We start from the raw sequence: 12613 nt of genomic DNA, 5'->3' as shown, positions 1-12613 counted from the left end.
GACGCGTGCGGCGATCCGAGGTGCCCAGGCGCGAGTTGATCGGCCAGCGACAGCCGCCCGGTGGGCGGGACCGGCTACCGGCCGGCGGGCTGGAGTTCTTCGCGCTGCTCGCACGGCTGCTGCGACGACCCCGCCGCGGTGACCGGCGACTGCCGCTGCTCTGGCTGGTCCGCGCCGACACCTCGGATCTGATGGCGCCGCTGCGCCGGTTCCTCGGCCAGGGGCCCCGGCGGCGGGTGCCGCACGCCGTGCTGGACGCCGACGCGCCCCCGGGGGCCGGGGACGTGCCGGCGTTGCTGCGCGAACTGCACCGGCAGCTCTCCCTGGAGGCGTTCGGCGCCGCGCGGCTGCGCTTCCGGCACTATCCGCTCGCCGACTGGCTGATGCACCAGAGCCTCAGTTTCGGCACCGACGCCGACGACAGCCGGGCGGCCCTGGTACGCCGGCTGCGGGATCGCCGGGGGACGCGTACCTCCGAGGCGCCGCCCTCCGGTGGTGACGCGGTGAGCATCGCCTCGCAGGTGGTGCTCTGGCTGGTCCGCCGCGCCGTGCCGAGCGTGGTCTTCCGGGCCGCCGTCTCCGGCCGGGTGCCGGTGCTCGGGCGGCACTACAACTGGTTCATGCGCCAGCAGTACCTGGCGCCCCGGCAGTCGGTCACATTCCTCGGTTTCGCCGAGCGCCTCACCGCCGGCTGGCGCGACGGCGAGCAACCTGACCAGGTCAACAAGCTGCTGCTGCACGCGTTCCTGGAGGACCTGCGGCAGGCGTACCGGCGTCGGCCGTGGCGCCCGTCGGACTGGCGGCGCACCGCGTACCCGGCGCTGCTGCTCGATCACGTCGCTCCCGGCAACGTCGGCGGCGAGTTGGTCCGCCTGATCGGCGACGTCCGCACCGAGACCGGCCGCAACGACCCGCTGCTGATCGTCGCCTCCGGCGGGCAACCCCCACCGGAGCTGCCCGAACCGCACCCGTTGACCGAGGCCGACGAGGCGTTCGACGAGTGGGCCGAGGCGTTGCCGGAGATGCGCCGCCTGCGCCGCCCGGCCGCCTGGCTCGTGGCGCTGCGCCCCGACGACACCGACACCGGCCCACCCTCCCGTGCCGGGGTGCGCCCCTTCTCCGCGCCCGACCCGCCCTGGTGGTCGCGGCGCTTCCTGCCGGCCGCGCTCTGCCTGGTGCTGCTCGCCGCGGGTGGTGTGTGGGTGGGCAGCCGGTGGGGGCCGGGCTGCCACCCCTCGCTCACCGGCGGCCGGGTCTCGGTCGAGGTGGTCGGCGAAGGCGAGTGTGTCGGCTACAGCGACAGCGCGGCGCAGGTGTTCAACAACGACCCCGGCCAGGACCGGCTGCGCACCGTTCAAGAGCGCATCTTCGCGCAGAACCGCGCCGCCGAGGAGGTCTGGCAGCGCAGCGACCGACGACGGCCCTTCCTCACCCTCGTCTACCTGGGCACGCTCACCGGCAACCGGACCCGCGCGGACGAGGAGTCGTACGTCTCCGAGCGCGAGGAGCTCGAAGGGATGGCCACCGCCCAGTACGCGTTGCTGAAGGAGTCGGCCGGCGCCGACGGCGCCGCGCTGCTGCGGATCGTGGTGGCCAACGGTGGCCACCAAATGATCTACGCCGACCGGGCCGTGGCGATGCTGGCCGAGCTGGCCCGGGACGACCCCACGGTGCTCGGGGTGGTGGGGCTGGTGGAGAGCCGCACCAGCACCGCCCGCGCGCTGCGCGAACTGAACCAGGTCGGGCTGCCGGTGCTGGCGCCCACCCTCTCCGCCGACAAGATGGACGCCAACTCCCGCCTCTACCTCCAGATCTCCGCACCGAACAAGGACCAGGTGAAGCTTGTCGACGCGTACGCCCAGCAGGTGCTGAAGGTCAACGAGGCGCACGTCTTCTACACCACACTCGAGGGCAGCACGCTCACCGAGGACCTCTACGTGGGCACCCTCGTCGACGGGCTCCGACAACAGTTCGGCCCCCGGATCACCCGCCTCGACGAGTGGCGCACCGGGCAGCGGCTGACCGACGAGTGCGGCTACGCCGGGTTGCTCTTCTACGCGGGCCGATGGTCGGAGTTCGACGGTTTCCTGCGGGCGCTGCGCGAGTGCGGCGGCAACCCGCCCCGCCACCTCGTGGCCGACGACTCGGCCAACCGGTACATGGCCAACCCGGGGCTGCGCGCCGCCGCGCCCGGGAACCTGCCCGTCACGTACGTCTCCAAGGCGGCCCTGGCCACCTGCGCGGCGCTGCGGGCCGCCCAGGACCGGCGCGACGACGCCCGGGCCAGCTTCCTGTCCTGGATCCAGGCCGACGACCTGCTCGACCTGCCGCGCTGCCGGCCGGGCGCCGAGGAGGAACAGGTCGGCGAGCGGGTCAGCCTCGCCTACGACGCGTCGATGATGATGGTCCGGGCGGTGGAGAGCCTCGCCGCCCGGCTGCACCACGGCGATCCCCGGCAACGCTGGGAGCCGACCTCGGTCAACCCGGTGGGCGTGCACGCCGAGGTGCTCCGGCAGAACGCCGGCCAGGGCTATCCGGGGGTCGCCGGGCTGATCCGGTTCACCCCCGACTCGGGTGAGCCGGTCGACAAGCGGCTGGCCCTGATGCGGGTGGAGCGGGTGCCCGACGTGGTGACGGCGCCCGTGGAGGTGTTCCGCTGCGGGGTGGCCGACGCGTCCACCCCGGCGGCGTGCGGTCCGGTGTAACACGTCCGCACGGGACTGTCCGGTTGCCACCGATGTCCGTTAGGGTTCCTGGGACCAGGCGGCCGTTGGCGTTGGGGGCAGAGGTTGGGCAGGCTCGCGTCGGCGTACGGGCAGGCGGTCAATGCCCACCGGGCGGCCCGAGCGCACCTGGACGCCGCCCGCGGCGCCCTCGGCGGGACGCCGGCGGCCGTCGCGCCGACAGGCGCCGCCGAGCTGGTGGCCCACCTCGCCCACCTCGGTGGCGCCCTGGCCACTCCCGCGCCGGGCGTCACGCCGCTGACCGACGAGCCGACCGCCGTACGGATCGGCGCGGCATCCACCGTGGCCGGCGGCTTCCCGGTGCTGGTCCCGCTCGGCGGCGGCCACCACCTGGCGGTGGACGCCGACGTCCGGGACCCGCAGGTCGCCGGCTTGTTGCGGGCGTTGGTGCTGCGGCTGGTCGCCACCGCGCCACCCGGTCAGGTCCGGGTCGCCGGCATCGACACCGCCGCGGTGGGTGCCACCTTCGGCCCGCTGCGCCCGTTGCTCGACGCCGGGGTGCTGAACCCGCCGGCGACCGGCGAGGCCGAGGTGGCCGCGCTGCTCGACGCCGCCGAGCGGCACGCCCGCGCGGCACAGCACGCCCAGCCCGTCGCCCGGCACCTGCTGGTGGTGGTCGCCACCGCCGCGCCGCCGCCGCGCGAGCTCGCCCGGCTCGCCGCGCTCACCCATGCCGGCCCGGCCGCCGCCGTCTGCGTGCTGCTCGCCGGCCACCCGTCCCGGCTGCCCGGCGAGACCCCGACGCCGCTGGGCGGCACCACCGCGATCCGGCTCAACCAGGGGTACGCGCACGTCGGCGACCCGCCCGGCGCCCCGTTCAGCGCCGACGGCACCGGTCTCACCGCTCCCGTGCTGCTCGACGGTGACCCGCCGTCCGCGTCGGTACGCGCGCTCGCCGAACACCTGGCCACCGCCGCCCGCCGCTCCGACGCGCTGCCCTTCACCGACCTGCTGCCCGAGCGGCGCTGGGTCGAGTCGGCCGGCAACGGCCTGCGCACGGTGATCGGTCGGGCCGGCGGTACCGCGCCGACCGTCGACACCCCACTGACGCTCGCGTTCGACGACGCCACCCCGCACTGGCTGGTCGGTGGGCGTACCGGTGCCGGCAAGACCGTCTTTCTCCTCGACGTCCTCTACGGCTTGGCCGCCCGATACTCTCCTGCCGAGTTGCAGCTCTACCTGCTCGACTTCAAGGAGGGCGTGAGCTTCACCGAGTTCGTGCCCACGAGTCGGGACCCGTCCTGGCTGCCCCACGCCCGTGCCGTCGGCATCGAATCCGACCGCGAGTACGGTCTCGCCGTCCTGCGCGAGCTGCGCCGGGAGGCGCAACGCCGGGCCACCGCCCTGAAGCGGCACGGTGTCACCAAACTCGCCGACCTGCCCCGGGACAATCCGCTGCCGCGCATCGTGGCGGTCATCGACGAGTTCCACGTGCTGCTCGCCGGCAACGACGCGCTGGCCCGTGCGGCGGTGGACCTGCTGGAGGAGTTGGCCCGCAAGGGCCGCTCGTACGGCATCCACCTGGTGCTGGCCAGCCAGAGCATGACCGGCATCGAGGCCCTCTACGGGCGGGCCGAGGCGATCTTCGGGCAGTTCGCGTTGCGGGTGGCTCTGCCCGGCGGTGGTGGGGTGCTCGACCAGCTCAACACCGCCGCCGCAGCGCTGCCGATCGGCTCCGCCGTCATCAACACCGCCGCCGGCGCGGTCGGCGCCGACACGGTGCTGCGCTTCCCCGACGCGCACGCGGCGGCGGCGGACCTGGCCGCGTTGCGCCACGACCTGTGGCAGGCCCGGCCGGCGGGCTCGCGGGCACCCGCGGTCTTCAAGGGGTACGAGGCCGCGCGGGTCGAGGACGACCCCACCTTCGCCGGGTTGCGCCCTGGTGGCCGGCGTCCGATGGCCCTGGTCGGCCGGACCGTCGACGTGCACGGCACCACCGCGCTGTTCCTGATGGACGCCACCCCCGGCCGGCACCTCGCCGTGGTGGGCACCGCGCCGGCCGGCGCGGACGTGCTGCGCGCCGCGACGCTCAGCCTGGCCCGCCAGCACCACCCCGGCGACGTCCGGTTCCAGGTGGCCTCCCTGGTCACCGCCGCCGCCGGTGTCGCCGACGACACCGAAACCGCCCTCCGGGCCGCCGGCCACGAGGTGCGGCGCCTCGACGCCGCCGGGCTGCGCGAGCGCATCGCCGCGCTGGCCGCCGAGCCCGCCGGCCGGGAATACCTCGTGGTGTTCGGGATGGACGCCGCCGCGCCGGTCCTCGGGGCCACCGACCCGAGCACCTTCCGCTCCGGCCTGGACGACCTGCGTACCCTCCTGCGTCAGGGCCCCGGTCAGGGAGTGCACCTGCTCGGCTGGTGGCGTGGGCTGCGCCGGCTCGCCGACGACCTCGGCGGCACCCAGAACCGCGACGACGTCGCCTGCCTGGTGGCGCTCAACGTGCCCGGAAGCGAGCTGGCCCTGCACCTCGGCACGCACGACCTGACCTACACGCCCCGCGCCGACCGGGCGCTGCTGATCGACCGGCACGACCAGCGCACCCGACTGATCGTCCCGTTCGCCGGCGAGGCAGACGAGCCGGACTTCGCCGGCGAGGCAGACGAGCCGGACGGGGAGCGGTGACGGTGTCCTTCGAGGAGTACGCGGCGCTGGCCCGACAGCTCGCCGAGCAGCACCGCGCCGGGGAGCAGCACGCCGCCGCCGAGTCCGCGCGCCGCCGTGACCTGCACGCCGCCGTCGACTACCTGCACCAGCGGCTGACCGCCCAGGGCCAGCGCCTCGACCAACTCGGCCACGCCATCGGCGTCGACCAGCCCCAAGCCGGCCCCGCCCCTGCCTCGGGCCCCGCCCCTGCCTCGGGCCCAGGGGCGGGACAGAGGGCGTGGACGGCTGACGAGACCGGCGCCTGGCCCGGTCCACCGTCCAGCTCCGGCCCCGCTGCCGGGTCCGGTCCGGGCTCCGCTGCCGGGTCCGGTCCGGGCCCCGCTGCCGGGTCCGGTCCGGCCTCCACTGGCGGGTCCGGCTCCGGCTCCGCTGCGGGCTTCTTCGGCCCTGGCTCCGCTGCCGGGTCAGGCCCGTTCACCGCAGCCGGAACCGGGGACGGGGCATCCGGCGGCGCAGCCGGCGGGTCGGGGCGGGCGGGGGTCGGGGCGTACCCCCAGGTGCCGGCGGGGGAGGCGCGGCTGGCGTTGCCGACGGCGGTGAGCCCGGCGGGCGCCGGGGTGCCGGCGCAGCGAGCGGCGGCGGTCGACCCGGTGGTGGAGCTGGAGCTGGCCCGGCGGATGGCCGACGAGGCCGACCGGCACGGGCAGCAGGCGGAGTTGCTGGCCCAGCGGCCGGCGCTCCTGCCGACGTGGTCGCCGCTGGCGCGGGCGGTCGCCGTCTACGCCGGCTGTGGGGCCGCTGCCGGGGTGGTCATGCTGGCCCTGGTGCTCGCCTCCGGCGTGGGCATTGTGGACGGGTTCACCCTCGGCGCGTGGATCTGCGCGGGGTTGCCGGCGGTGGCGTTCTTCGGTGGGTATCTGGTGTTGGGCCGGTGGGGGCGGCCGGCCATGGTCGCCGGCACCCCGCCGCGATATCTGCCGCTGGGATTCCTGATCTGTTTTCTGCTGGTGCCGATGGCGTACTGCGCCTATCTGTTGCTGGTACGCGGCCTGCGCTGAGCCCCGCCGCGGTCCCGCCCGACTCGCGCCCGGCTTGATCGACTCGGGTTTCAGGAAGGCGGGGTGTCCGGGCCGCTTGGACACCCCGCCTTCAAGGAAACCGAGTCGATCTTCCGCCCCCGTTGCGCTCACTGCCGGTCGGACTGGACTGGTGCGCCTGCCCGATCGCGATCCGTGCCCTGCGGCGAACCGTCGGCGGTGTGTGCGGCGGTAACCAGGATTTCGTCGAGTTCGCGGTCGGTGAGGCCTTCGTCTTCGAGCAGCCCGAGCAGCAGCACCGTCCGCGCGACGATCGCCGCCGCGTCGTGGGGCACCGGCGAACGCTCACCGAGCGCCGCCCACACCAGGGCCTCGGCCAGCACCGGGTCGACGTCGCGCCCGGTCGCGTCGTAGCGTTCTCGGGCGGACGCCACGAAGCGGATCACCGGCGCGCGATCCTGCCCCGCGACGAAGCGCCGCCGGACCGCGACCAACAGCGCACCGGCGAGCAGGTCCCCGTACCGCCGCCAGTCCGACTCGGCAAACCGGTCCAGCCGGCGTTCGTGGCCCCGCAGCCGCCCAGTCAGCAGGTCGCGAAGGGCCGCGTCCGGGTCGGTCACCATCGTCGCTCCCTGATCATCGTGAGTGCTCTCCTGTATGGGCTCGGCCTGGTCAGTCGATGCCGCCTGGTCACCAGCGCGCTCGCCGACCGGCAGCCGTGGGCGATCACGTCGGCGCGGCCGGCGGCGCTGTCGTGGTCGGCGTCGGTGGCGTGGTCGGTGTCGTCGTGGCTGGTGGAGCGGGGCGGCGCAGGCGGTGCCGCCGGCTCCGCGGTAGGTGTCGCCACCGATCGCTCGGGAGGTGTCGCCGGCTCTTCGATCGGTGTCGGCACCGAGTGCTCGGGAGGTGCCGTCACCGCACATCCGGTCAGCGCCGCCACCGAACGCTCGATCCGGCACCCGCCGACCGCGAGCCGGGCAACGACAAGGTCCAATCGGGTGATCGCCGCCGCGAGGTGCCGGGCCGCGACCACGTCCGCCACCTCCCGGGTACGCCGCAGCCGGTCCTCGGTCGCACCCAACCGCCAGCGGACCCGAGCGGCCAGCGCGGCGGCCCGGTCCGCGTCGATCCGAGCGGTGTGCAGGCCGGCGAGCAGGTCCCCGATCGAGCCTCCCGGTGACTCCCGATCGGCGGCCAAGCCGGCGTAGACCAGGCTCAGCGCGCGCCAGCACTCCGTGACCGCGTCCTGCCAGGGCATTCGCCAGCCGGGCGGCCCCGCCCCGTGCAACTGTGCGCCGGCCCGATCGGCGGCGGAGATGGTGGCCAGCCAAGCCGCACGTAGGTCGTCCAGAGCGTCGGCGCTCATTCGCCCGCCTCGGCACTGGACTTGACCAGCAGGGCGAAGCGCACATCGGTGCAGGGGTAGTCGGCGCCGCACTCGCACAGCCAGCGACGGACCACCCGCGGTGGATGGGCGAAGAGGACGTCGTCGGCATCCTCGACGTCCTGATCGGACACGAGGCGATGGCGGTTCTCGGCTGGGGCTGGGGCTGGGGCTGGGGCTGGGGTTGGGGGGTCGGTGGGGGGTTCGTCGGGTCGCTCGGGCATCGGGTGGCTCCCGTCGGGGGTTGTCTCCTAGCTGCTCACGGCTCCTGCGTCGGGGCGGCGTGCGGGCACGCCCCGGGACGCCCGGCCGAACGGGGGGACCGACCGACCGGGCGCTTCCTGCGCGGTGGGAACGACCAGCTCCGGGTTTGCAGACCTGGGAGCCAGCCGCTTCGAACTTTACACAACTAGTCACGGATAGCAAGCACAACAACACGTTACTTGTCACGAGTAGTAGCGCGTGATCAAATGACGGGGCAGACCTGGGAGTCCATATGCCCGTCAAACCAAAGTGGGAACGGCTCGCGGACCACATCCGGGGCCAGATCGAGTCAGGGGAGCTTGCGCCGGGGGACCAGTTGCCCTCCACGGTGCAGCTCAAGGCTCAGCACGGTGTTTCGACGACCGTGGTTCGGCAAGCCATCCTCGTCCTTCAGACTCAGGGCTGGGTGCAAGGTGTTCACGGGCTCGGGGTGTTCGTTGCCGACCGCTGAACGTCCGACCGGTCCGACGCCGCCTCTCGGTTCCGCGTTGCGGCAATCTTGGACAGTTTCCGTTAGCGCGTAACGGAAACTGTCCAAGATCTAGGTTGTTGCCCGGCCTGATCGAGGTCTCGTAGTCACACTTCGTCAGACTCGCTCGCTTGGGGACGATCTCTGGCACGAGGTGACGCGGGAGAGAGCGGCCGGTCGCGCTGGGTGCGCGGATCTCGTACGCTCCGATGTGGTCTCTGCCGGTGCGGTGGTGGAGGCGATGGTCGATCAGGGGGAGGTGCGCGTGAGTGCAGCACAGATCATCGCGAGGTTGGCGGCGGCGTCGCAGAAGCTGGACGAGGCGAAGGCCAAGACCGCAGCGGCAGCCCAGGACGCGGCCGAGGCGCGGGCGCTCGTCGCCGGTGCGCTTGAAGGTGTGGCCGCCGGCCCCCTGGTCGGCATGATCGACTCGTATCGTCAGGCGCTCGCGCAGGCGTCCCAGGGCGGCGACCCGGCCAAGCAGCACGTGCAGGAGACGATCGCCAAGGTCCGAGCGCTGGGAAACTGACCACGGGTGGTGGCAGCGCAACCCACCAACCACCCGCAGTGGTGACTCCGACCATCCGTCCTCATGTCCCCCGGCAGTCTGAAAACCCTCCGAATCGCCGGGAGGGTGCTCGTGCTCGCCGAAACGCTGATGCGCAAGACATTGCACAGCCCTCCAGCCGGCGGGAACGGGTGAGCGCGGAGGCAGTCGGTTTCTGGGCGTCGGCTGGTGGGGCCGCTTGGGCAACAGTCGCTGAGTTTATGCCAGTGCTGCCGAAGGCGGTCGCCGGGACGCTCTTGGCGACGGCGGCCACAGTCAGCGCCGGCAAGTCATGGTTGAAGAGGCGCCAAGAGAGGAATCAAAGTGAAGATCAATAGCTCCGCCGAAGCCGTGATGCGGGCCATAATCCATGCCGCCGTGCAGCGCGATTTCGCACAGCTCGATGAGCGCTTGCGCGCTCTCAATGACGCCGACACGGCTGCCGCAACCGTCGAACTTGCGCTGGGCCTTGTCGGCTTCCTGATGGTCGACATCCATGAGGGTCGGCCGAGCGACGATCAGATTTCAGCGGTGGCTAAGGAAGTCGCCGAAGCAGAATCCTGGGCCCAACCAACCCACCGCGAGGTGGCGGACTTCTTGATGAGACTGATGAGGGGTGAGCCGTTCACGGTGGCAGTCCCCAGTGAAAACGTCATCATCCTGGCATTCGTCGTCGCCGCGAACCTGCTGTCCTCATGCCGCCGGGACGATGAGAAGTGGTGGGACTATCTCGATCGGGTGGAGGCAACGATGGAGGCGGCGAGGTGACCCGCCTGGCTGAGCCATCGTCGAGGGCAGTGGATAACTGGGTGGCTTCCGCATCGGCTATCTGCCATCGGACGAGCCCGTGGCCCTTCGCTGCGGGATGAGCCCTCATGTGCCACACGCCGTACGGGCACGAGACTGCGAAAGAACGCCTTCCGCCACCGGCGGCTTCAGCTCAAGCGGCGGACGACCGGACGCAGAACCGTGACAAGTAAGCTCGTGTCGGTGCTGGTCAGGTGCTCGCGGCACGCTGCGATGTTGTCAGCCTCGCTTAGCTCCGACCAGTCAAGCAGAAAGCCTGCGGCGGCGCCGAGCTGCCGGAGGAAGGATCGGATCGCTCGGCCGTTGCCCTCGCGGAAGGGGTGACAGACGTTCAGTTCGCCGTAGTAGTGGGCGAGTGTCTCGACGAACGCTTCGTGCTTCAGGCCGAGAAGGAAGCCGTCCTTGCTGAGTCCGCTGAGGATCGTGCTCACTTGGTCGTCGATGTATCGCCAGTGGCAGAAGCGCGCTCCCGGCTTACTGATGTCGACGGTCCTGGTCTGCCCGGCCCAGTCATACAGATCGCCGAACAACTTCCGATGGAACGCCTGCAGGTGGTCGAGGCCGTAGCTGCCCGGGATCATCATTCGGGATGCTTGAACCTCCCGAATCGAGGTCAGGCGAAACTCCGCCTCCCGAAGGATGACGGGATCCGTGATTCCTAACTTGTTCTTGAGGCAGGCGGCCCCTGGCCAGCAGTACGGATCATGCACCCTTGAGGCGAGCAATCTCTTGAGAGACCAGCTCGTCCGCGCTGATCAAACCCGATGCCACATCGCGGAGCTTGTCCTGCCAGTCCTGGTCGAACTCTTTGCCTTCCAGGGCGGCGTTCGCGGTGGCTAGACCGACGGCGGTCTCCGTGTTCGCGATCTGCCGCGCATAGTAGGTCTGCATAAGGTCGGTGCTTATCCTTGCCGACGAGCTGGCCGACTCGGGGAGCGCACCGCGGGCAGCCCTCCAGGGCAGCTCGTTGTGCGTCATGAGGGACAGCTCGCTCGCCGAAAACTTGCCGTACTCATCAGTGACCCACTGGACGGTCCTGTGTTGGTCTGGTGTCAGGCGTGCGGCCTCCCCGTGTGGCCACTCAGACACGATGAGCTGCCTACGGTGGTGTCGGTAGAGAGGTGGAACGACGGGGCCCTCCCGCCAAGCTTCGATCGGCTCGGGGAACAACAAGGCTCCCTCGCGCGCCAGATGCCACCCCTGGCAGTAGTAGACGAGTTTTTCCAGTTTCATCGCGGTGACACTGCCGAGTTTGCTGAGCACCGCCGCTGCGACATCGTGAGCGGTAGCCATCTGGTAACACCCCCTACCTTGGCCTGGCTTCGAGACTAGCGATCGGTTGGACGCTCCGCTGACTCTGGGATGTGGTGTCGAGTCGACTTCGATCCTATAAGCATGGCGAGCTGGGTCATAGGACATATGTGCGACCGGATCGCCGCCATCGCGGAAGCCCTGTCGTCGCGTGCCGCCCAACCCACGGACACCTGAGCACGCGCAGGCGGCGTCAGAACAGGTGACCGGCGTGTCGCTATGGGTAACCGGTGCGATTCGGTAGGCTCGCTGGTATGACCGGATCGGTGAGCAAGAAGTCGTTCTCGCTTCCGCAGGATGTGGCGGAGCGCTTGGAGCGTGAGCCCAACGCCAGCGCGTATGTGGTCGACACGATTCGGGCACGGATGCGTGCCGAGGATCTCGATGCCGAACTGGCTCGCCGGGGCATGACCGTGACGGCGGAGGGGCAGGCCCGTGCCCGGGCCCAACGCGCTCAGGTCGAGCAGGAATGGTCGCCCGGGCGACGCGCCGCGCTGCGTGACCGTTCCCGTCGCGCGGCAGCGGAGATGCTCGACGGCTCCGGCAGCCAGGCGCCGGCGGCATGACGAGTCCCGACGCGCCCTCGGTCCGGCTGATACTGGATCGTTCCGCGCTGCTCGCCTACGTGGCCGGATCCATGGATGTTGCCGAGCCAATCCACGAGGTGGCCCACGACGGGGTCCGGTTCGGTGTGCCGGCTGTGGTCGCGGCCGAGGTCCTGGCCGTGGTGGACGATCCGAGCGATCGTCTGGCGCTGCACCGACTGCTCGAACGTCCCGCCTGCGCGGTGCTGCCCACCTGGGGTGAGGATTGGCAGGAGTTGGCGTACTGGCGCGTGGTCACCGGTCGAGTTGACCTAGCCGCTGCCGTGATGGCTGTCCTGGAGCACGATGCCTCGGTGCTGACCAGCGAGGTCAAGGCGTACGGCGACGGCGGTGACCTTCCTGTCATCCAGTTCCCTGGCTAGGGCGCCCGCTCGATCACGACCACGGGGATCTCGCGGTCGGTGCCCTTCTGATAGCGGGCGTACGTCGGGAAGACCTTCGTCATGACGGGCCACAGCCGGGCCCGCTCCTCGCCCGTCGCCGTCCGGGCCCGACCGGTGAACCGTTCCGCGCCCACCTGCACCTCGACCGTCGGGTCGGCGCTCAGGTTCAGATACCAGGCGGGGTGTGCGTTGGCGCCCCCGTTTGACGCCACCAGTAGGTGGTCGTCGCCGTCGCGGCCGTACATCAGCGCGGTGCGGCGTAGCTTGCCCGTGCGGCGTCCGCGCGTGGTGAGCAGCAGCGACGGTACGCCGTAGAAGGTGTCGCCGTTGGCGCCGTCGGTCTGCACGTAGCGCCGGATGTGCTCGGCGACCCACCCGACCGGGCTGTCCTCGATCGTCTCGTGCTGCTCCTGCGCCGTCACGGCATTGTCTCCTTCGTGGGGGCGGGCTGGTCGGAG

General features: G+C 71.6%; 14 protein-coding genes. 8 read left to right on the top strand and 6 right to left on the bottom strand.

Annotation, left to right across the window (positions count from 1 at the left end; genetic code table 11):
- The first annotated feature begins 5 nt into the window (after positions 1 to 5).
- From ACLQ29_RS14965 to ACLQ29_RS14955, 3 genes are all read left to right on the top strand, one after another.
- Positions 6 to 2705, top strand: a complete 2700-nt coding sequence (locus ACLQ29_RS14965) for a hypothetical protein (RefSeq protein WP_425772171.1) — start codon at positions 6 to 8, stop codon at positions 2703 to 2705.
- A gap of 84 nt (positions 2706 to 2789) precedes the next feature.
- Positions 2790 to 5366 (top strand): FtsK/SpoIIIE domain-containing protein, encoded by a 2577-nt coding sequence (locus ACLQ29_RS14960; protein WP_425772170.1) that lies wholly within the window; start codon positions 2790 to 2792, stop codon positions 5364 to 5366.
- A 2-nt stretch (positions 5367 to 5368) separates the two neighbouring features.
- Positions 5369 to 6406, top strand: coding sequence for a hypothetical protein (locus ACLQ29_RS14955; protein WP_425772169.1), 1038 nt, complete (start codon positions 5369 to 5371; stop codon positions 6404 to 6406).
- A 128-nt stretch (positions 6407 to 6534) separates the two neighbouring features.
- Here the strand turns inward: ACLQ29_RS14955 and ACLQ29_RS14950 are convergent, their stop codons facing one another.
- From ACLQ29_RS14950 to ACLQ29_RS14940, 3 genes are read right to left on the bottom strand one after another with little or no spacing between them, the layout of a single operon-like run.
- Positions 6535 to 7008, bottom strand: a complete 474-nt coding sequence (locus tag ACLQ29_RS14950; RefSeq protein ID WP_425772168.1) for a hypothetical protein — start codon at positions 7006 to 7008, stop codon at positions 6535 to 6537.
- Complete coding sequence (locus ACLQ29_RS14945; protein WP_425772167.1) at positions 7002 to 7751, bottom strand: hypothetical protein; 750 nt, start codon at positions 7749 to 7751, stop codon at positions 7002 to 7004. Before ACLQ29_RS14945 ends, ACLQ29_RS14950 begins: the two co-directional genes overlap by 7 nt.
- On the bottom strand, positions 7748 to 7903 hold the full coding sequence (locus tag ACLQ29_RS14940; RefSeq protein ID WP_425772166.1) for a hypothetical protein: 156 nt from the start codon (positions 7901 to 7903) through the stop codon (positions 7748 to 7750). The genes ACLQ29_RS14945 and ACLQ29_RS14940 overlap by 4 nt, the downstream gene beginning before the upstream one ends.
- A gap of 362 nt (positions 7904 to 8265) precedes the next feature.
- Here ACLQ29_RS14940 and ACLQ29_RS14935 point away from each other — a divergent pair, with 362 nt between their 5' ends.
- From ACLQ29_RS14935 to ACLQ29_RS14925, 3 genes are all read left to right on the top strand, one after another.
- Complete coding sequence (locus ACLQ29_RS14935) at positions 8266 to 8484, top strand: winged helix-turn-helix domain-containing protein (protein WP_196925434.1); 219 nt, start codon at positions 8266 to 8268, stop codon at positions 8482 to 8484.
- A 259-nt stretch (positions 8485 to 8743) separates the two neighbouring features.
- Positions 8744 to 9031 (top strand): DUF6244 family protein, encoded by a 288-nt coding sequence (locus ACLQ29_RS14930; RefSeq protein WP_425772298.1) that lies wholly within the window; start codon positions 8744 to 8746, stop codon positions 9029 to 9031.
- 342 nt (positions 9032 to 9373) lie between these two features.
- Complete coding sequence (locus tag ACLQ29_RS14925) at positions 9374 to 9817, top strand: hypothetical protein (protein ID WP_393363219.1); 444 nt, start codon at positions 9374 to 9376, stop codon at positions 9815 to 9817.
- A gap of 167 nt (positions 9818 to 9984) precedes the next feature.
- Here the strand turns inward: ACLQ29_RS14925 and ACLQ29_RS14920 are convergent, their stop codons facing one another.
- Together ACLQ29_RS14920 and ACLQ29_RS14915 are read right to left on the bottom strand one after the other, a co-directional pair.
- Positions 9985 to 10440: a Fic/DOC family protein gene (locus ACLQ29_RS14920; RefSeq protein ID WP_393363217.1), complete on the bottom strand. Its 456-nt coding sequence runs from the start codon at positions 10438 to 10440 to the stop codon at positions 9985 to 9987.
- Positions 10441 to 10558: 118 nt separating this feature from the next.
- Positions 10559 to 11149 carry a Panacea domain-containing protein gene (locus ACLQ29_RS14915; RefSeq protein WP_425772165.1) on the bottom strand — a complete coding sequence of 197 codons (591 nt, stop codon included), beginning with the start codon at positions 11147 to 11149 and terminating at the stop codon, positions 10559 to 10561.
- 272 nt (positions 11150 to 11421) lie between these two features.
- Between ACLQ29_RS14915 and ACLQ29_RS14910 the strand changes: the two genes are divergently transcribed.
- Positions 11422 to 11733 carry a hypothetical protein gene (locus tag ACLQ29_RS14910; RefSeq protein WP_210786230.1) on the top strand — a complete coding sequence of 104 codons (312 nt, stop codon included), beginning with the start codon at positions 11422 to 11424 and terminating at the stop codon, positions 11731 to 11733.
- Positions 11730 to 12134 (top strand): hypothetical protein, encoded by a 405-nt coding sequence (locus ACLQ29_RS14905; RefSeq protein ID WP_425772164.1) that lies wholly within the window; start codon positions 11730 to 11732, stop codon positions 12132 to 12134. Before ACLQ29_RS14910 ends, ACLQ29_RS14905 begins: the two co-directional genes overlap by 4 nt.
- Here ACLQ29_RS14905 and ACLQ29_RS14900 read toward each other — a convergent pair.
- Positions 12131 to 12577, bottom strand: a complete 447-nt coding sequence (locus ACLQ29_RS14900; RefSeq protein ID WP_425772163.1) for a nitroreductase family deazaflavin-dependent oxidoreductase — start codon at positions 12575 to 12577, stop codon at positions 12131 to 12133. The two genes, ACLQ29_RS14905 and ACLQ29_RS14900, sit on opposite strands and share 4 nt — an antisense overlap.
- Positions 12578 to 12613: the final 36 nt, after the last annotated feature.

The organism is Micromonospora sp. DT228 (genome assembly GCF_049841595.1).
In the GTDB taxonomy this organism is placed as follows: Bacteria; Actinomycetota; Actinomycetes; order Mycobacteriales; family Micromonosporaceae; genus Micromonospora.
This window is presented reverse-complemented; position numbering and strand designations above follow the sequence as displayed.

What these genes read in the sequence shown, in the direction of transcription:
- ACLQ29_RS14945 (WP_425772167.1), bottom strand. Translation starts at nt 7,751, where the DNA reads ATGAGCGCCGACGCTCTGGACGACCTACGTGCGGCTTGGCTGGCCACC.
- ACLQ29_RS14930 (WP_425772298.1), top strand. Translation starts at nt 8,744, where the DNA reads ATGGTCGATCAGGGGGAGGTGCGCGTGAGTGCAGCACAGATCATCGCG.
- ACLQ29_RS14910 (WP_210786230.1), top strand. Translation starts at nt 11,422, where the DNA reads ATGACCGGATCGGTGAGCAAGAAGTCGTTCTCGCTTCCGCAGGATGTG.
- ACLQ29_RS14915 (WP_425772165.1), bottom strand. Translation starts at nt 11,149, where the DNA reads ATGGCTACCGCTCACGATGTCGCAGCGGCGGTGCTCAGCAAACTCGGC.
- ACLQ29_RS14920 (WP_393363217.1), bottom strand. Translation starts at nt 10,440, where the DNA reads ATGATGATCCCGGGCAGCTACGGCCTCGACCACCTGCAGGCGTTCCAT.
- ACLQ29_RS14905 (WP_425772164.1), top strand. Translation starts at nt 11,730, where the DNA reads ATGACGAGTCCCGACGCGCCCTCGGTCCGGCTGATACTGGATCGTTCC.
- ACLQ29_RS14935 (WP_196925434.1), top strand. Translation starts at nt 8,266, where the DNA reads ATGCCCGTCAAACCAAAGTGGGAACGGCTCGCGGACCACATCCGGGGC.
- ACLQ29_RS14950 (WP_425772168.1), bottom strand. Translation starts at nt 7,008, where the DNA reads ATGGTGACCGACCCGGACGCGGCCCTTCGCGACCTGCTGACTGGGCGG.